General features: G+C 44.1%; 14 protein-coding genes and 1 pseudogene. 7 read left to right on the top strand and 8 right to left on the bottom strand.

Annotation, left to right across the window (positions count from 1 at the left end; all coding sequences use genetic code 11):
- Positions 1-50: 50 nt before the first annotated feature.
- The 4 genes from LKX84_RS15325 to LKX84_RS15310 all read left to right on the top strand — a co-directional run bounded on the left by LKX84_RS15325 (position 51) and on the right by LKX84_RS15310 (position 4,818).
- Positions 51-2,513, top strand: a complete 2,463-nt coding sequence (locus LKX84_RS15325) for a ligase-associated DNA damage response DEXH box helicase (RefSeq protein ID WP_228238229.1) — start codon at positions 51-53, stop codon at positions 2,511-2,513.
- 131 nt (positions 2,514-2,644) lie between these two features.
- Positions 2,645-3,277, top strand: coding sequence for a ligase-associated DNA damage response endonuclease PdeM (gene pdeM / locus LKX84_RS15320; RefSeq protein ID WP_228238115.1), 633 nt, complete (start codon positions 2,645-2,647; stop codon positions 3,275-3,277).
- 528 nt (positions 3,278-3,805) lie between these two features.
- A complete protein-coding gene (locus LKX84_RS15315) occupies positions 3,806-4,138 on the top strand; it encodes a single-stranded DNA-binding protein (RefSeq protein ID WP_228238111.1) in 333 nt (110 codons plus the stop codon).
- Between the two features lie 245 nt (positions 4,139-4,383).
- On the top strand, positions 4,384-4,818 hold the full coding sequence (locus LKX84_RS15310; protein WP_228238109.1) for a hypothetical protein: 435 nt from the start codon (positions 4,384-4,386) through the stop codon (positions 4,816-4,818).
- A gap of 59 nt (positions 4,819-4,877) precedes the next feature.
- On the opposite strand, the gene LKX84_RS15305 is transcribed toward LKX84_RS15310, so the two are convergent.
- The 8 genes and pseudogenes from LKX84_RS15305 to LKX84_RS15270 all read right to left on the bottom strand — a co-directional run bounded on the left by LKX84_RS15305 (position 4,878) and on the right by LKX84_RS15270 (position 16,303).
- Positions 4,878-6,437 (bottom strand): M20/M25/M40 family metallo-hydrolase, encoded by a 1,560-nt coding sequence (locus LKX84_RS15305; protein WP_228238105.1) that lies wholly within the window; start codon positions 6,435-6,437, stop codon positions 4,878-4,880.
- A 102-nt stretch (positions 6,438-6,539) separates the two neighbouring features.
- A complete protein-coding gene (locus LKX84_RS15300) occupies positions 6,540-6,725 on the bottom strand; it encodes a hypothetical protein (RefSeq protein WP_143070710.1) in 186 nt (61 codons plus the stop codon).
- A gap of 58 nt (positions 6,726-6,783) precedes the next feature.
- The gene (locus LKX84_RS15295; RefSeq protein ID WP_228238104.1) at positions 6,784-7,617 is read right to left on the bottom strand and encodes a phosphatase PAP2 family protein; all 834 of its coding nucleotides are present in this window, start codon (positions 7,615-7,617) and stop codon (positions 6,784-6,786) included.
- A gap of 30 nt (positions 7,618-7,647) precedes the next feature.
- Positions 7,648-8,549, bottom strand: a pseudogene (locus tag LKX84_RS15290) (histone deacetylase).
- 8 nt (positions 8,550-8,557) lie between these two features.
- Complete coding sequence (locus LKX84_RS15285; protein ID WP_228238103.1) at positions 8,558-10,681, bottom strand: Tex family protein; 2,124 nt, start codon at positions 10,679-10,681, stop codon at positions 8,558-8,560.
- Between the two features lie 108 nt (positions 10,682-10,789).
- Positions 10,790-12,916 (bottom strand): methionine--tRNA ligase, encoded by a 2,127-nt coding sequence (gene metG, locus LKX84_RS15280; RefSeq protein ID WP_228238102.1) that lies wholly within the window; start codon positions 12,914-12,916, stop codon positions 10,790-10,792.
- Positions 12,917-13,060: 144 nt separating this feature from the next.
- Positions 13,061-14,779 (bottom strand): DUF1501 domain-containing protein, encoded by a 1,719-nt coding sequence (locus LKX84_RS15275; protein ID WP_228238100.1) that lies wholly within the window; start codon positions 14,777-14,779, stop codon positions 13,061-13,063.
- Positions 14,780-14,788: 9 nt separating this feature from the next.
- The gene (locus LKX84_RS15270) at positions 14,789-16,303 is read right to left on the bottom strand and encodes a DUF1800 family protein (protein ID WP_228238099.1); all 1,515 of its coding nucleotides are present in this window, start codon (positions 16,301-16,303) and stop codon (positions 14,789-14,791) included.
- A 171-nt stretch (positions 16,304-16,474) separates the two neighbouring features.
- Here LKX84_RS15270 and LKX84_RS15265 point away from each other — a divergent pair, with 171 nt between their 5' ends.
- The 3 genes from LKX84_RS15265 to LKX84_RS15255 all read left to right on the top strand — a co-directional run bounded on the left by LKX84_RS15265 (position 16,475) and on the right by LKX84_RS15255 (position 19,602).
- Positions 16,475-16,834: a YraN family protein gene (locus LKX84_RS15265; RefSeq protein ID WP_228238098.1), complete on the top strand. Its 360-nt coding sequence runs from the start codon at positions 16,475-16,477 to the stop codon at positions 16,832-16,834.
- 52 nt (positions 16,835-16,886) lie between these two features.
- Positions 16,887-17,546 (top strand): aspartate kinase, encoded by a 660-nt coding sequence (locus LKX84_RS15260; RefSeq protein WP_228238097.1) that lies wholly within the window; start codon positions 16,887-16,889, stop codon positions 17,544-17,546.
- A gap of 73 nt (positions 17,547-17,619) precedes the next feature.
- Positions 17,620-19,602, top strand: a complete 1,983-nt coding sequence (locus LKX84_RS15255) for a DUF3352 domain-containing protein (RefSeq protein ID WP_228238096.1) — start codon at positions 17,620-17,622, stop codon at positions 19,600-19,602.
- Positions 19,603-19,700 lie beyond the last annotated feature (98 nt).

The following is a 19,700-nucleotide window of genomic DNA, read 5'->3' as shown; positions in this document are numbered from 1 at the left end:
TACAAACCCTTGAAAGAAATTCGTAATTTCAATCCAAAGTACTACCGAAACTGCGCCAAAACGAACTCTTCCATATTGCCGAAAACTGGTTCCATGACCAAAAATGGGAGCCTTTCCCCTTCCAAAAACAGACCTGGACTGCTTTTCTGGAAGGCAAGCACGGCTTATTGAATGCCCCTACCGGAAGCGGCAAGACCTATGCCCTTTGGTTTCCGATCGTGTTGAACTACATCCAAAATCATCCTGATTATAAAACCAAGCACAAAAAAGGATTGAAAGCGGTTTGGATCACTCCGTTACGGGCACTTTCCCAAGAAATCAAACAATCTGCTGAACGCATTACCCAAGATCTGGGCACCCAAATGACCGTTGGGATTCGAACTGGGGACACCTCGACCAAGGAAAGGTCCAAACAAAGGACGGCCATGCCTGACCTGTTAATTACAACCCCTGAAAGTCTTCATCTACTATTATCCTCCAAAGGGTATGCAAAACTTTTTAAGGATTGTACCGCCATTGTAGTCGACGAATGGCATGAACTTTTGGGCACCAAAAGAGGCGTTCAAATGGAATTGGGCCTTTCCCGATTGAAATCCATTTGCAAGGACCTTCGCATTTGGGGTATTTCTGCCACTATCGGTAATTTGGAACAGGCACGGGAAGTGCTGTTGGGGCCTACATCCAAAGAACTGGAAAACTCGGTTTTGATCAAGGCGGAAATCAACAAGAAAATCACCGTTAAGAGTATCATCCCAGAGGAAATGGAAACTTTTCCGTGGCGAGGTCATTTGGGATTGCATCTTTTGGAAGACGTTATCCCGATCATCAATAACAGTAAAACGACACTGCTTTTTACCAACACCCGGAGTCAATGTGAAATCTGGTTTCAAAAAATACTGGAGCAACACCCTGAATATGCCGGGGAACTGGCCATGCACCACGGCAGCATCAACAAAGAAACGCGGCTTTGGGTAGAACAGGCTATCCGTAATGAAAGTTTGAGGGCAGTAGTCTGTACCTCCAGTCTAGATCTTGGTGTGGATTTTGCCCCGGTGGAAACCGTGGTGCAGATCGGCGGTCCTAAAGGAGTAGCCCGATTTCTACAGCGCGCAGGAAGAAGCGGTCACCGACCCGGCAAGGAAAGTGTTATCTATTTTTTGCCCACCCATGCCATGGAACTCATAGAAGCTTCGGCCATGCAAAAGGCGGTGCTCCACAATGCCGTGGAAGATCGTATTCCCTACCTCAATAGTTTTGATGTGCTTATCCAATACCTGACTACCTTGGCGGTTTCGGATGGGTTTTATCCGGATGAAATTTATCGGGAAGTAAAACAGACCTTTTGTTTTCAAGCGCTTTCCGAAGAGCAATGGCAATGGCTGCTTAATTTCTTGGTGATGGGCAGTCAAAGCTTGAAGAGTTATGACGAATACAAAAAAGTGGAGGTTGAAGAGGACGGCAAATTCATCGTGCACAGTAGGGCGGTTGCCATGAGACACCGTTTCCAGATTGGGACTATTGTGGGTGACGCCACCATCCATGTGCGATATCAAAAGGGAGGATACATCGGCTCCATTGAGGAATATTTCATCTCCAAATTGAGTCCTGGGGATGTTTTCACGTTTGCAGGCAGAAATTTGGAATTCATCCGAATCAAGGGCATGTCGGCACATGTGGTCAACTCCACAAAGCGGACCAACAAGGTACCGAGTTGGATGGGTGGCCGATTGAGCTTCTCGGCAAAAATGTCGGAACTGCTGCGCCAAGAACTGTACACTGCCGAATTGCCCCAAAATGAACAATCCCCAGAAATCCAATCCCTTGCTCCCATGTTTGCCAAGCAAAGGGAGGAAAGTATGGTGCCCCAACCTCACCAATTTTTGATTGAAACGTTTAAAACCTCAGATGGATATCATCATATCTTTTATCCGTTCGAGGGCCGCGCCATTCACGAGGGCATGAGCAGTCTACTGGCATACCGGATAAGTTTATTGACCCCGATTACCTGTTCCCTTGCCTTTAACGATTATGGGTTTGAGTTGCTTTCGGATAAAAAAATCGACATTCAGGCCATTTTGGACAACAACCTGTTTGCCACAGATTATATGTTGTCCGACCTTCAAAAAAGTCTGAACTCCAACGAAATGGCAAGACGAAAATTCCGAGATATTGCAGTTATCAGTGGGATGGTATTCACGGGCTATCCAGAGAAAGGGGTAAAAATGAAACATCTGCAAAGCAGTTCCGAATTGTTGTTCGATGTGTTCAAGGATTTTGAAGACGACAATCTTTTATACCAACAAGCCTATACCGAAACCTTTGAACACCAATTGGAGGAAGGCCGTTTACGATTGGCCCTGGAACGCATTGCCCAACAGGAAATTGTTTGGAAACAATGTAAAAACCCTACTCCTTTTTCCTTTCCCATTATCACCGATCGGTTACGGGAAAAACTGTCCAACGAAAAATTGGCGGATCGCATCAAACGGATGACCGCAAAGCTTACCCGATGAATAGGAGCATGTCATTTCGAAATGAGGAGTATAATGACAATTGAGAAATCTCAACCAATATCAGATTTCTCACATTTGCTTCGCTCGGTTCGAAATGACAATACCATTAAATTTGTAACAACATATCATCTGTGAGTCACATCATCCAAATAAAAAACCAAAACTTCACCCTCCACCCTTTAGGTGGTCTCTTTTGGGAAGAGAAATCCCTGTTGCTGATCAGTGATGTGCATTTGGGCAAAGTGTCCCATTTCCGAAAGTTCGGTGCGGCAGTTCCCCGAAAGGCCATCCATCAAAATTTTGTGTTGTTGGATAAGATCGTGGGGGATTTTCAGCCCTTTCAAATCTGCTTTTTGGGCGACCTCTTCCATTCGTCATTGAACAAGGAATGGGAGCTTTTTGAAAATTGGGTGGCCAAAACACCTGCGGAAATTATTTTGGTTTCTGGCAACCACGACATCATCGCCCCTGAAAAATTTAAAAAACTGGACGTTAAAATCTTTCCAGAACTCATTTTGGACGATTTTTTATTGACCCATCACCCTGAAGAACGTGACGGATTGTTCACCTTTTGCGGACACATCCACCCTGCCGTTAAACTACAAGGCTTTGGTAGGCAGCATTTGAGGCTACCCTGTTTTTTCAAATCAGAGCACCAGATGGTCTTGCCGGCTTTCGGGGAATTTACGGGAACCCATACCCTGAAACCTTCTAAAAAGGACGAGGTTTTTGCGATTGTGGAGGACTCGGTGGTGAAAGTTTAGCAATATTGAACCAAACCAGATTCATTCTGAAAACACAAGAACAAACTTAAGTTCAAGTGCAAAAGGTTTTACCATAATTGGATTCTTCGATTCGCTTAAAATGACATAAGAATATTTGGGATAATTTGTGCCATTCGTGTCCAATCATTTAAGATGACAGTAATTGAATGCAATGTAACCCTTCGACTCCGCTCAGGGTACCCATAGAAAACAACAACAATTTGTCGTTTCGAATTGGATTCTTCGATTCGCTCAGAATGACCTTGATTTTCTTTGTCATTTCAAAATAGCTAAGCGACAAGAAATCTAAAACTTGTCATCGCGCCCTGATGATTATCACCATGGTCAGAATTCAAGGAACAGATTTAAAAGGGTGCCAAATATAGGGGAACTATAAACATTTACATCCGTTTACAAACGAAAGCAAATATTTTCAAACCGAATGGGATTTTGGCGGCTAGCTAAGTTTGCCCTGTCGAATGATGACAATTCGATGGCATGAACTGTTTAACGCTAAAATCTTACATTATGAATTCACTTAAAAACAAAGTACAGTTGATCGGACACTTGGGCAATGACCCAGAAATGGTAACCCTTGAAAATGGCAACAAACTGGCCAAATTCTCCTTGGCCACAAACGAAACTTTTAAAAATGCCGAAGGCGAAAAGGTTACGGACACCCAATGGCACAACATCGTGGCCTGGGGCAAGATTGCAGAAATCGCAGAAAATTATCTCGCTAAGGGAAAAGAGGTGATGATCGAGGGCAAATTAATGTCCCGTGCCTATGAGACCAAGGAGGGCGAAAAGCGCTTTATCACCGAAATCAAATGCAACGAACTTTTGATGCTCGGTAAATAAATTTTATAGTATTACTTACTCAAAAGCCACCAATCGGTGGCTTTTATCATTGGAGATATATTGTTCTGTCCATTCGAGCGCCCGCCTGCCGAACGGGTAGGCAGTCGAGAATTGGGTGTTTAAGATATTTGGTGTGCATAACGCTTCTCTTCAAGTTCTAATTAGGGTAAATCATTTTTCAGTTGTTATAAAACCAAATGAACGGTTCTTCCGTACATAAAATAAGAACCCTAAAATTTGAAGCTATGAAATATATAGGAACAATCACCGCAATGTTGGCCTTGTTTATCTCAGCATCGGTCTCTGCCCAAGAAAACCAAGAAAAGGAACAGGATAAAATTTCGTATTACGAGCAGCGCGCCAAAGAAGATGCTGTTTATGAACAATCTTTGGCCAGCAATAATGACGAAGATGAAAAGGATTTCTGGAAAGATCAAAAACGATATGAAAAGGATTTAAGAAAACGGGACAAGGAAGCCTATAAAGCCTATATGAAAGGAAAACAGGATGCTTATGCCGAGCATGCCCAACATTGTGATGATCATTGCCATCACAGCAGGGAGTATTACGGTCATGCCCATTTCTATTATACCTATTATGATTATAATTATCCCAGAAGAACGTATGTGGGTACCGGGGTTAGGGTATCCTCACCACGAGTTGGAATTAGCATTTTTTAGATTTAGTTAGTCAATACAAAAACGCCCCGAAAAATTCGGGGCGTTTTTATTTTATCTCGTTAGTTGTCTTCCAAACCACCTTTGCGTTCCGGTGAGCGGGGAGATGGCCATTCAGCCGGTTCCCCAGTACTGTCGTCCAAAGGCAAAATTGCTTTGGCACGATCCGTTTTCTCGGGATACTCACTGGCCATATAGGCCAAGATTGCCGTAAGGATGGCATTGTTACGCACATCATCAAAAATGATCTTGTCATAGGTATCCCTGTTGGTGTGCCAGGTATAGTTCCAATACGACCAGTTCAGAGAACTTAAACTGAATGCAGGTGCACCAGCAGCTTGAAACGATGCATAATCCGAACCCCCTCTTGCGGGCGTACCCGGGAACGAAGTTTCAATTTCATCGGTGATTTCCTTTGGAACAGCATGCAACCATTTGCCCAAATAGTCATAGGCATTCAAAAATCCACCGCCAGTGATGCGTACCACCCTACCGGTACCATTATCCTGATTGAAAACAGCCTGTACTCCTGCAACAATCTCAGGGTGGTCCTCAACATAGGCCCTAGATCCGTTCAGTCCTTGTTCCTCACTGCCCCAGTGTCCCACCAAAATGGTTCGTTTTGGGTTGGGATAGGCTTTTTTCAAGATGCGCATGGCTTCCATCATCACCAAGGTTCCGGTTCCGTTATCGGTAGCTCCGGTACCTCCATCCCAAGAATCGAAATGGGCGGACAGGATAACATATTCATCCGGTTTTTCGGAACCTTTAATTTCTGCAATGGTGTTGAAGGTAGGCGATACCCCCAAATCTTTGGACTCGGCCACCACGTGGATCTGTGGTTTTTGTCCAGATTCCACCAAACGGTATAGCATGCCATAATCTTCCAATTCCAAATCCACAGTAGGGATTTTTTTGGTACGGGCACTGAAGATTTTGTTCACCCCAAATCCTTTGGACCAATAAGAAGCAATGATTCCAACCGCGCCGGCAGCTTCCAAGGCTTCAGGCAGGGTTCTGGAGTTATACCCCATGCTCTTCATATTGGCGTTCCATGCCTTGTCCATTTCGTCGCGCTCCTGTTTCATTTTTTCGAACGACTTTTCGGTGGCAAATTCTTCCCAGTTGTAATCTGGTCTTCCGGTAGGTTCCAATTTGGAGACCATGACCATTTTGCCCTTAACTGTGGGCAACCATTTTACAAATTCCATGGAATCCTTTACCATAGGTAAAACTACCAATTCGGCAGTGGTCCCTTTTTTAGGGGTGGCAGGGCTCCATGCCAATTGGGTCCCTTGCAGGCTTTGTACCCTTGGGTATACCATATCGATATGTGAAATGCCGCGTTCCCAACCTTTCCATTCGCCCCATTGTTCATTTTTGGCGGAAATACCCCAGCCAGCATATTTGGCAACGGCCCAATCATGGGCCTTTTTCATTTGTGGGGTTCCGACCAATCGGGGTCCGATGCCGTCCATCAACTCGTGACCTAGGGTTTCGAGTTGTGAGTTTTCATTGGCTTCCTTTAAGATGGCCTGAACGACAGGATCTTGTTCCTGGGCCAAAAGAAATACGCTGTTGGCCAACAGCAGTGTGATGAGTAGAGAGGTTTTCCGTAACATGATGGTTTTAATTTGTCCCTAAAATAGAACATAATCGGGAGCTTGGGAAATGAGACAGCCAGGAAAAGGGATGGAATAGGAGTTTTGGAGGAGAGGTTGGGACTAGGCCACTTTCTTCAAAAGGTCGAAACAAGGGCATTTGGAGCAACGTTTGTTCTCCCCTTTTTTGAATTTCTCACAGCATTTGGATTTCAATTTGCCTTGGTTGGACAAATTCTTCAGCAATGCTTTTTTGAGTTTCTTTTTTTCCTTCTTCTTTTTACCCATCACTTGGAACAGAGAAGGCAAAAATAATTATTTTAATTCAATCTAAATAAATAATTAACACAATGACGTTTAGATTCAATTAAAATCGAAGGGACACACCCATCGTATTGGGTCCGAAGGACAGATTCCAGCTTACCTCTTTACTATTGTGGTTATACTTTTCATCATATTTCGAATCCAAATACCGGTCAATGGATTCCACAATGAAAATACTCAGTACCGTACTGAAGGCCACATCGGAAAACCAATGGAAGTCGTCCACCACCCGAACAAAACCGGGAATCAACCCAACGGTATAAATTCCGGCCTTTACCCAAGGACTTCGGAATTGCTTTGCAATGGCATACGCATTACTGAAGGCCAGCATGGCGTGACCCGAAGGAAAGGAATCATAATTGTAGACGCGGTTCAAGTGGAAGGGGTCAAAAGTATCCGAGCTTTCCCCACTTTTGGGTCTGGCCCTCCCAATGATCCGTTTGCTTACTTGTTGAAGAAAACCACCTGCAGTGGCAGAGGAAATCAACAGGACCCCGGTGCGTCTTAACTTTTCGTTTTTGGTGAACAATCCTGCTAGATATACGCCACCCGTAAGCATATAATTGTTCTCAGGGCTACCGTATTCATGACCATAATCGATTACAAAATCAGGAATATCTTGTCTAAATCCATTTTTCCAATGATTTACCTCTTCATCCACTGTTGCCAATAAAAGGGTGCCTCCTGTCAAGTATCCAAAATTGGCCCAATCGTTACCTTGCCAATGAAAGGGTCGGGAATAAGCATACCCCACGCCACCAAAAACATTCCCGATGTCATAGGTGAAATCGTTCCAAAGATTTTTTTCTTTTTCGTCTACTTGACCCATCACAGGTGCAACAATAATCAGGAGAAATAGGTAGTTCAGTATTTTCATGAAGGTTGAAAATTTGGATAATCCGCAAAATTACGCATAAATATCCTGTGCCAATCGAAAGGTGTTCGCATGGGCTTCAACAATAATCTTGATTTCTGGGGAATACCCGCCACCCATACTACACTGTACAGGAATGTTGGCATCGTGGCAGGTTTGCAATACAAAGCGGTCCCGTTCCTTGCACCCTTCCAAAGTAAGGGATAGGGTGCCTAGTTTGTCCGTTTCCAAAACATCTACCCCACAGAGGTAAAAGATGAATTCGGGACGTACCTTTTCCAACAACGATGGGAGGGTATTTTTTAGGATAGAAAGATACTCCTGGTCCGTAGTGCCCTTCTCCAAAGCAATGTCCAAATCGGAAACTTCCTTTTTAAAAGGATAATTGCCTTTCCCATGCATGGAAAAAGTAAAAACAGAACGGTCGGTCTGAAAAATTTCGGCAGTTCCATTTCCTTGGTGTACGTCCAAATCTACGATCAAGATATTGTTAATCTGTTTGTTACGCTGCAAGTATCGGGCGCCGATGGCTTGATCGTTCAGCATGCAAAAGGCTTCCCCACGATTGGAATAGGCGTGATGCGTTCCCCCGGCGATGTTCATGGCGATACCATGTTCCAAGGCAAATTCGCATCCTTTATGGTGCCATCGGCAATGATACGTTCCCGCAAAACGAGTTCCTTACTCAAGGGAAAACCAATTTTTCTAGCCTCTTTCGGAGGAATCTCCAGATTCAACAAATCGCTGTAATACCCTTCATCATGAACGGCTAAAATGTGCTCATCATCAGGTATGGAAGGCTCATAAAAATGCTCTGGACCACAAGTACCTTCATGGAGCAATTGTTGGGGCAACAGCTCATATTTCGCCATGGGAAACCGATGCCCATCCGGTAAATGATGTTTATAGATGGGGTGATAGGCAATCTTGAGCATGTAAAAAGTTATTTGTGCAGCGCCAACTGAATCCGTTTTCTAGGGACATCCACATCCAACACCTTAACGATCACTTGTTGATGAAGGCTAACATGTTCGTTGACATCTTTTACAAAAGTATCGGATAGATTGGAAATATGGATCAGGCCACTTTCCTTGATCCCGACATCCACAAAGCATCCAAAGTTGGTGATGTTGTTCACAATACCGGGCAGCAATTGTCCTTGTCTCAGATCCGTAATTTCCCTGATATTCTGGTCAAACGTGAACACCTTGGCTTTTTCCCTTACGTCCAAACCCGGTTTTTCCAGCTCTTTTACAATATCTTCCAAAGTGGGCATACCAATGGTTTCCGTACAATAGGATTTTAGTTCGATGCGCTGCAGGGCAGCTTTGTTCCCAACAATTTCCTGAAGTGGAATTTTTTGGTCCTTGGCCATTTTGGCCACCAAGCTATAACTTTCAGGGTGTACCGAAGAATCATCCAAAGGATTATCGCCATTTTTGATGCGCAAAAAGCCGGCACTTTGTTCAAAGGCCTTACCACCCAAACGGGCCACTTTTTTGATTTCATCCCTATTTTTGAAAGCCCCATTTTCATTGCGATGTGCCACAATGTTTTCGGCCAATTTGGGTCCGATTCCAGAAACATAGCTGAGCAGCGGAATACTTGCCGTATTGATGTTGACGCCCACAGCGTTCACACAACTTTCCACCACAGTGTCCAAAGAAGATTTCAATTGGGTTTGGTCCACATCGTGCTGGTATTGCCCCACCCCAATGGATTTGGCATCGATCTTCACCAGTTCGGCCAACGGATCGGCCAATCGGCGACCAATGGAAACCGCTCCCCGAACGGTAACATCATAATTGGGAAACTCATCCCTGGCAATCTTGGAAGCCGAATAGATGGAAGCCCCAGCTTCGCTCACCACAAATACTTCAATTGGTTTTTTAAAGGGAATGCGTTTGATCAATTGTTCGGTTTCTCGAGATGCGGTCCCATTTCCTATGGCAATAGCCTCAATTTTATAGGCATCCACCAAGGAACTAATTTTTTTAATGGCCCCAGTTCGGTCATTTTGCGGTGCATGGGGATAAATGGTTTCGTTGTGCTTCAAATCGCCGTGTTCATCCAAACACACCACTTTACATCCTGTCCGGAACCCTGGGTCGATGGCCAAAATGCGTTTTTCGCCCAAGGGAGCACCCAAGAGCAATTGCTTTAGGTTTTTGGAGAACACCTGTATGGCGGCCAAGTCGGCCTTTTCTTTGGCAATGCTTAAAAGTTCGTTGGAAAGGGATGGAAACAATAGCCTTTTGTAGGCATCGGCGATGGCCATTTCAATTTGTTCCGCACAGGCATTGTTCGATTTGATCAAACGCCGTTCCATATTCTGAAGGGCCCGTTCTTCATCAATTTCAATTTTCACCCGGATGAATCCTTCCTTTTCTGCCCTCATGATGGCTAAAAATCGGTGGGAGGGGCATCGTTCCAAAGGTTCGCTCCAATCAAAATAATCCTGGAATTTTTGTGCCTTCTCATCGTCTTTTTTGATCTTGATCACTTGCGTGCTGATCAAGGCATGGCGTTCCAATTGGCTGCGCAATTGATTGCGGATATCGCCCCGTTCGTTGATCCACTCGGCAATGATATGTCGGGCACCTTCCAACGCTTCATCCTCGTTTATGACCTCCTTGTTGAGATATTTGGAAGCGATGAACTCGATTTCATCGGCATTTTGCGCCATAATAATCTTGGCCAAGGGTTCCAGTCCATTTTTACGGGCGGTCTCTGCTTTTGTCTTTTTACTCTTCTTGAAAGGAAGGTATAGGTCTTCCAGACTGGTCAGGTCCATGCAGCCCAAAAATTTGGCCTTGAGTTCTGGGGTGAGGGCTCCTTGTTCTTCCACCGCTTTAACGATGGCCGCTTTCCTCTTTTCAAGGGCCTCAAATTGGGTTTTGTACTGCACAATGGCCCCTATCTGGACTTCATCCAAATTTCCTGTGCGTTCCTTTCGGTATCTGGAGATAAAGGGAATGGTACAATCTTCGTTCAAAAGTGCCACGGTATGCTCCACACTTTTTTCCGACAATTGGGTATGTTGAACGATATAGGGTATGAGTCGCATGATGTTTGTTAAGTAGTTGTCACTTCGAGCGCAGTCCAGAAGTCTTACCATCCAATTTTTAAAACTGGTCTCGACTGCGCTCGACCGGACAGTTTCTTTGGATATGAGTTAACTTATACCTTCCCCGTTGTTAACCCCATCCTCATCAGGGTTCATAAAAACGAGTTTTCCCTCTTGGTTTTCCGTCATCAAGATCATGCCCTCACTTTCCACACCACGTAGTTTTCGAGGGGCCAAGTTCACGAGAACGGTCACTTTTTTACCGATGATGTCCTCCGGTTTAAAACTTTCCGCAATGCCTGAAACAATGGTTCGGGTGTCCAAGCCTGTGTCAATTTTCAACACCAAAAGCTTATCGGCCTTTGGCATTTTTTCCGCTTCTAGAATGGTACCTACCCTCATGTCCATTTTTGCAAAGTCTTCGTAGGCGATGGTTTCTTTTTGTGGCATTATCTCGTTTTCAGTTGTATTTGTGTTCGATGTAGTCGAAGCGTTGGATTTTTTAGTGGCTTCCAGTTTGTCCAATTGTTTTTGGATCTCTTCATCCTCAATTTTTCGGAAAAGTAATTCACTGGGGTTGAGTTGGTGTCCGGCTGGGAGCAGAGTGTCTTCTGAGGCAAGGTCGTCCCAACCAATAGATTTCTCGACTGCGCTCGAAATGACACTATTTTGGTCATTCTGAGCAACGCGAAGAATCCCTTTTAACTTGTTTGAAGTAAACGGCAAAAGCGGTTCGCTCAATATGGCAAGTCCTGTCGCAATCTGAAGTGCCACATACATGATGGTCTTCACGCGTTCCTCATCGGTTTTGATAAGTTTCCAAGGTTCTTCGTCAGCCAAATATTTATTGCCCAATCGAGCCAAGTTCATCAGTTCCTGACTTCCTTCACGGAAACGGTACCGCTCCAGGGAATTGGACAAGATTTCAGGGAACCCTTTTAGGGCCTCCAAAGTTTCAAGATCCACTTCAGAAAAAGTGTTTGGAGCAGGAACCACCCCGTTATAATATTTATGGGTAAGCACGGCAACACGGTTCACGAAATTGCCAAAAATGGCCACCAGTTCGTTGTTGTTACGTGCCTGATAATCCTTCCAGGTAAAGTCATTGTCCTTGGTTTCAGGTGCGTTGGCTGTTAAGGCATAACGAAGCACGTCCTGCATATCGGGGAATTCCTCCAAATACTCGTGCAACCACACTGCCCAGTTCTTGGAAGTGGACAATTTGTTGCCTTCCAGATTCAGGAATTCGTTGGCCGGAACATTTTCAGGTAAAATATAGTCGCCATGTGCCTTTAGCATACTTGGGAAGATAATGCAATGGAACACAATGTTGTCCTTCCCGATAAAATGGACCAGTTTGGTGTCCTTGCTTTTCCAATAAGGTTCCCAGTCCTTGCCTTCCCGTTCCGCCCATTCCTTGGTAGATGAAATGTAACCAATCGGCGCGTCGAACCACACATAGAGGACTTTGCCTTCACCACCTTCAACGGGTACTGGAATTCCCCAGTCGAGGTCGCGGGTCACCGCACGCGGCTTTAATCCGTCATCAATCCAAGATTTACACTGGCCGTAAACATTGGGTTTCCAATCGGACTTGTGACCATCAAGGATCCATTCCTTTAAAAATCCTTCATAGCGATCCAAAGGCAAAAACCAATGCTTGGTCTTTTTTAGGGAAGGAACCGTTCCGGTTATGGTTGATTTTGGGTTGATGAGATCGGTTGCGTTCAACGAGGATCCGCAGCGTTCACATTGATCCCCATATGCTTCCTCATTGCCACATTTGGGACAGGTACCGATGACGAAACGATCGGCCAAAAATTGCTTGGCCTCATCATCATACAACTGCTCGGTTTCCTCTTCAATAAAATCACCTTGATTGTACAGTTTCACAAAAAAATCGGAAGCTGTTTTATGATGCACTTCTGCGGAAGTTCTGGAATAATTATCGAATGAAATGCCAAAATCTGCAAAAGATTTTTTGATGATACTGTGGTATTTATCAATCACTTCTTTTGGAGTAACCCCTTCTTTTTTGGCTTTCATGGATATGGCCACACCATGTTCGTCGCTACCACAAACAAAGGCCACATCGTTGCCCTTCAGTCTTAAATAACGGGAATAGATATCCGCAGGAACATAAACCCCGGCCAAGTGCCCAATATGGATGGGGCCATTGGTGTAGGGAAGTGCTGCGGTTATGGTATATCTTGATGGATTGGTTTGCTGGGCCATGAAATCTTTAAATTAGGCCCCAAAAATACTGAATTTAACGGGATCGGTCATAAAAAAGGACACCTCCGAAAATGCGACCTGTATTGGGGTTTGGGGTGCATTCTCGAAGGTATCCAAAAATAGATAGCAAAGTGTCCCGCTTCTTTAGGAAATCATCACTGATTTACTCATTTTTTTACCGCTCACCGAAATTCTATAAATGTATTTTCCGGTGGAAAGTGTATCGCGCATACGATCACGGATATTGATCTCTATTGGCCCTTCCATCAGCATTTCGTTAAAAATGGTGCCCACCCGTTGTCCCAAAATGTTGAACAATTCGATGTCAACATGGGCAGCCACGGGCATATCCAGATAGATGCTTGGATTTCGTGGTGAAGTTGCTGGATAAACGGCGGCGTGTACAATGCCGTCCAAAATATCTGGATTGGGGTTTTCTGGGTCTGGACTCGGTGGGGTATCTGGTAAAATCGGTGGATCGTTGTCCATGGCAATATCGTCAAACGTTTCGCCACTACAATTAAATCCTAGATCTATGGCTTTGTATTGATAGCCCAATAAATGTGCTTCTACTGAAGTTCTTGGTATGCATAACCATTCGGCCAATACGGTACCATAAAGGTCCCTAAAGTCCATGGTGTATTCCAGGTTTCCACGGTTGTTTGGTTCGTCCAAAGATGGGTGATCACCCACAAAGGCACTACCGTTCAAACCCGATCCGAAGAAAAGGGTGGGAGCGGCCTTACCGTGATCGGTACCATTGGATCCGTTCTCAAAAATCCTTCTTCCGAACTCGGAGAATGTCATGCTCAATACCTTATCGTCTTGCTGGGTAAAGGCAATATCTTCATAAAAATTGTTGATGGCAATGGAAAGGTTGGACATCAACCTTTCATGCACAATGGGTTGGTTACCATGGGTATCAAAACCTCCCATGGAGATCATGTATACCTTGGTTCCCAAATTACCTTTGATCAATCGGGCCAATAGGGCCAATTGTCTTGCAAAGCCGTTTTCTTGGTATACCACTTGGTTTTGACCTCTCATATAGGCATCGTGGATGATACCGGCATATTCGTAGGTGGTGTTGGCAACGCCTCTTAAAAAGCGAAGCTGGTCACCGTACATACAGTCATCAAACGGAGCGTTTTCAATGTCATAAAAGGTACCTGTTTGGGCGATTTGTTCCAATTGATCCACATTGCTGGTCACAAAAGCATAGTTGGTTTCCTCTCCCTGGAAAATAAGATTGGCCAAATTCCCGATTTGGATGGCCGCCGGAGCAGCCGGTGGGTTGATGAGGTAATCTGGATAGAGTTGCTCAAAATGTCTTCCCATCCATCCGGTATTTTCTCCAGAAAAACCAGTGGTGGTCAAATCGGTGTTGGCAAAAATATCTGATCCCGTAAAGTGGGACAAACTTTGGTTTTGGTATCCTACACCGTGAACCGCCTTGAATTGGCCATCGCCCCACATGGATTCCAAGGCACTCATATAGGTGGGCACGCCAAAATCATTGGTAAGTTTTAGGACTTTACTTTCAGGGATATAGATGTTGGGCCTTGCATTGGCATAAGAATCATATTGTTGGATCGGAATAACGGTACTCAAGCCGTCATTTCCGCCAGATAATCTGATGAGGATCAGAATATTATCGGTCTCCGCTGCTGCAACTGCCGCCGTAAATGGGGATGGGGCAGAAGCCGAGATCAAATGGCTCCCCAAGAACATGGAACCTGAACCGGCAATTCCGAGGGCCTGCAAAAAGGACCTTCGACTCCATTTGGTGTGTTCCTGATCGTGACCATCGTGTTCGAGGCCTTTGTATGGGGATGTATCGTGGGTATGATGGGTATCGCACATGGTGAAGGGTTATTTAAGTTGAAATTCAGGTTCTCTGGACAAATGGCGTAATAAAACATGTACTTGGGTAGGAACTTCCATACTGGAGGAAAGGATCCACCAACTGTTTCCACCTGGAATATAATCCGGTGAATAATAGTCTTCGGGTACATCATCGATCTTGAAGGCATCCATGGCCTTTTCAAAATCGGCATCCGTCAAAAGGCCCTTTGGAGTGAATTTATCTACCAATGCCCTTACCACAATTTCTGGATTGCTGGTATTCATGTTGGCCGGACCTACTGCATCCATGGCCAAAGTTCTGAACTGTTCAGGATCGTTTTGGAAGAAACGATCAATATAGACTTCCATGGTCAACCATCGACCTATAATGAAATTCGTGTTGATCCAAGTTCGGTCCCTCTGCCAACCTTCCACTTCTGGAGGTTGAAAAAAGGTCTGACCTATTAGGGAACAGGAATCCACTAGGTTGATGACATCCATGTCATCATAAGCGAAGTTGGTCTCCTTTATAAAGTTAAAATAAAGATCCGCAGGACTTTTGATGATAACGCCAATAGCGGTCTCATCAAAAAAGTGCTGGCTCTTGAAAAGTTGTCTAATAACCGGATCGATATCGAAGTTGTTGGAAATAAAGGTTTGGGCCAACCCATCAATGATCTGAGGGGCAATGCCATTACCATCATCACCTGTAGAATCAGGATGAACAAAGAATTCATATAGTTTTTTGCAGATGTACCATCCAATTTCGTTCGCTCTCTGGTTGAACAAAATATCAATGACATCATCATAGTCCCAATTACCGGTCTGGCCAAAAATGGTCTTGTTTCCAGTATTGAATTCGGTAGGGTCAAAGGTAACCTGGGTACATCCTTCCTCTCCTCTTTCGGTATATCCTGAAAGCGCTTTTGCGGTTTCAATAATATCTTGCTCCGTATAGTTATTGCCCTCACCAAGGGTGAAAAGCTCATAGAGCTCACGGGCATAGTTTTCGTTGGGGTTGTTCCCTCGGTTGCTTACACCATCCAAATAATACAGCATGGCACTGGTAAGACCAATTTCACTGGTGAAGGTCTTGAAGTTGCCCAATGCATTACGTTGAAGGCAATTGATGTAATAATAAAGGAACTGGTTACAGTTATATACTTCCAACTGGGTTACAAAGTGGTTGCTCCAGAAGAAACTTAACCTGTCGCGAAGTCCATTGTCCAATAGGGCATTACCATATTGTGTGGTGAATTCGTCTTGTTGGGCCCGTCTCATCTGATTGGCAAGATCGTCATCTGCGGGGTAGTTGGCATTGTTCCAATCGGCCCAGGCGGGTGCTGGGATCACGGGCGCTGCTAGTGCCTGGTTGACCAAATTGTCCACAAGGGAACCTGCCGTTTGTCCAACAGCAGCATTAATGGTGTCCACAGAGGCACTAAAACCTAGCCTTCGGTACAAATGGGCCGCGCGTAACTCATCCAAAGGAGTTGTGTACGGCGCCAAAGTTGAGGTATTACAATTGATGAAGTACTCCATAGCAATGTCTGGCGTTAATTAGGTACATAGTTTTGGGGCAACTATATGTTTATGCTAATGTTGGATGTGGTTCAATTGGGCCAACAAATTACAATCTTAACGTTTCAATGTCCGTGAACTACCAAATTTTTCGATGAAATGCATAAATTTTTTTGATATTGCTTTTTTTTCATGGCAACACATAACGATTTTGGGAAGTTTGGCGAACAGAAAGCCATTGATTATCTGAGAGATGAGGGGTATGAGATTTTGACTCAAAATTACCGATACCTCAAGGCGGAAATTGATATTGTGGCCAAGAAGGGAAACATTCTTGCCATGGTGGAGGTAAAGTCAAGGAATATAGGGTTTCTGGAGGATATGACAACCGTGATTAGTGCCAAAAAAATCAAACTTTTGACCCTAGCGGCCCATCAATTTGTGATGGATAATGACCTGGATCTGGAGGTGCGTTTTGACGTGATCAAAGTGATAAAAATGAAGAACAAAACGGTTTTGGAGCATCTGGAAAATGCATTTCATTATTTTTAACCATTTGTTTGTTTTGTAACAATATGTTATTTTTGTGCCAAACCAATCCTCAATGAAAACAATATCAGCAGTAGTTGAGCACTACATTAAGAAAAAACCGTTCCTCCAAACGGCTCTGGCACAGGGTATTATTAACCTCACTTCCCTTTCTCGCCAGATCAAACCGGAAATTGCCGATGAATTGGGTAAAGATGTAAAGGATGGTGCCATTGTGATGGCCCTAAAGCGTCTTTCTGATGATCTTGAGTTCCGCGCCACCCACAAGATCGTAAAGGTCCTTAAGAACATCGGTGAGATCACCGTGCGATCCAACTTATCGGACTACACCTTCTTGGCTTCCGATACCATGTTGGAGCAACAGGCCAAACTGTTGGAAGAGGTGAATGCCAACCAGGATGTGTTCTATACTTCTTCCCGAGGGGTGAACGAGATCAATATTGTGATCAGTAACATTATGGACAGCGTGGTGGAAAAATATTTCAAACACGAACGTTGCACCCAAAAGGCGGAAGGACTTTCCTCTATCACGGTAAAATTACCGGCAGAGAACGTTTCCGTTCCCGGGATCTATTACTTTATTTTCCAAAGATTGGCTTGGGAAGGCATTGTATTGTATGAAGTGATTTCCACTACCAACGAGTTTACCATTTTGGTGAACGATGAACAGGTTGATGTGGCCTTCAAGACTATAAAGGACCTGAAACAACTTTAATTTTTCGTTACCATTCCTAGGTCTAAACTAAAACGGGAACTCCTTCGTTTTAAAAAGAGACACTTTAGGAACAATGACCAAAAAAAGGATTTTTTACGGTTTTTTGGCCCTACTGGCACTGTACCTGTGCTATTTGGCCTATATTTTTGTACTATCTCCCAAAACCAATCTGCAATCCATTTACTTGATCCCGAAGGATGCAGTGTTTATCATTGAATCGGAACGCCCAGTGGAAAGTTGGGACAAGGTGAGCGAGAGTGCCGCTTGGCAGCATCTCCAAAAGAACGGTTACTTTGCCGAACTCACGGAGAACATTCAAAAAGTGGATACCGTTTTCAATGACAACCACAAGCTCTTCGAGTTTTTTGATGGTCGGTCGCTGTTCATTTCCATCCACATGATCTCTCCCAAGGATTATGGTATTTTTTATGTGTTGGATCTAAAACGTATTGCCAAACTGCAATTGCTGAAAACGTATTTGAACACCTTGCTCAATGATGATTACGTGATGAGCAAACGCATGTACCACGACCACGAGATTTTGGAAGTCCATGATCGCGAAAGTAAGGAGACCATGTATCTCGCCTTCATCAAAAACCAATTGGTGGCCTCTTATACCCATTCGCTGGTGGAGGCTTCCATAGACCAATACCAGGAGCCCGTTTTGGGAAGGAACCTCAATTTTTTACAGATCAACCAAAAAGTAGGTCATGAGGATCTGTTCCGGTTGTACCTTCAATACAACTATTTTGATGATTATGTAAAACGGTTTACCGATACCCCATCGGATTGGGTCCGTAGGGTGAGTGAGAATTTTTTGTTCTCCGGATTTTACTTTGATCTAGATCGGAACAGCACCCTCACTGCAAATGGCTATACCAACATCAGCGATACCAATGAATATTACTTGGAAGCGCTGCAAAAATCGGGAACTGCGGAACGGACCATTCCCAATATTGCTCCCAAACGGACTGCTTTGTACATCAGTTATGGGTTCAACAGCTTTGCCGAGTTCTACAAGAATTTTGAAACGGTCCAACAAAACGACCCCAAACAGTTCGAAAGTTATCAGGAAGGTATCGAGAAGGTAGAAAAGTTCCTGAAAATCAATGTTCAGGACAATTTTGTGAGCTGGATCGGGGACGAAATCGCCCTTTTGCAGATCCAATCCCATATTTCCAAAGGAAAAAATGATATGGCCCTGATATTAAAGGCAAACGATGCCGAAAAGGCCAAAACCAACCTCGATTTTGTGCTGGAACAAATCCGGAAAAAGACCCCTGTCAAGTTCAAGGCGGTAAAGTACAAGGATTACGAGATCAACTTTCTTTCCATAAAAGGATTTTTTAAAATGCTGTTGGGTGGAAGGTTCGATGAATTTGACAAACCCTATTTTACCCAGATCGATGAATATGTCATCTTTAGTGATAACCCCAATACCCTCAAAAGTATTATAGATGATGTGGTGCAGGAAGAGACCCTTTCCAGTTTGAAGGATTTTAGGGATTTTGATAAAAAGTTCGAATCAGAATCCACCATTTTCGTTTACAGCAATGTTCCCATTTTGTTTGATAATATGTATGCCCTTGCCGATGCCGAAACCAAGCAAAAAATGAAGAAGAACAAGGATTTCCTTATTTGCTTTCCACAGTTTGGACTTCAATTGAACCCGGAGGAAGATCTGTTCGAGAGTCGGTTGGTGATCAACTATCAAGATGTGGAAGAGGTGAAAAGGAATCCTTTTTTCCAAGAGGAAGAACCGGAGCCAACCCCAACAATTCAAAATAGTTCCTCTGAGGAAATCACCGATGCTATTTTCGATCTAAAACCCATTTATCCCACCGACCTGAATGCCGATTCCTACAGTAAAATGTATACGAACGGAGCGATCAAGTTTGAAGTGGATTTAAAAGATGGACTCAAACACGGTCGCTATACCGAGTACTATCCCAATGGCACCGAAAAAATCACTGGCCGTTTCCGTAATGATGATCAAGTGGGCACGTGGAGATACTACAACCAAGAAGGGGAACAGGTACATAAAAAACGGTTTTAAACCTTATTGTCATTCTGAACGTCCCGATGGCAATCGGGATGAAGAATCTAATGGCACTATATGGGATGCTGAAACCAGTTCAGCATGACGTGAGGTAT

Source organism: Allomuricauda sp. M10, assembly GCF_020782875.1.
In the GTDB taxonomy this organism is placed as follows: Bacteria; Bacteroidota; Bacteroidia; order Flavobacteriales; family Flavobacteriaceae; genus Flagellimonas.
The sequence above is the reverse complement of the archived record's forward strand: the minus strand, read 5'-3'. Positions and strand labels throughout refer to the sequence as shown.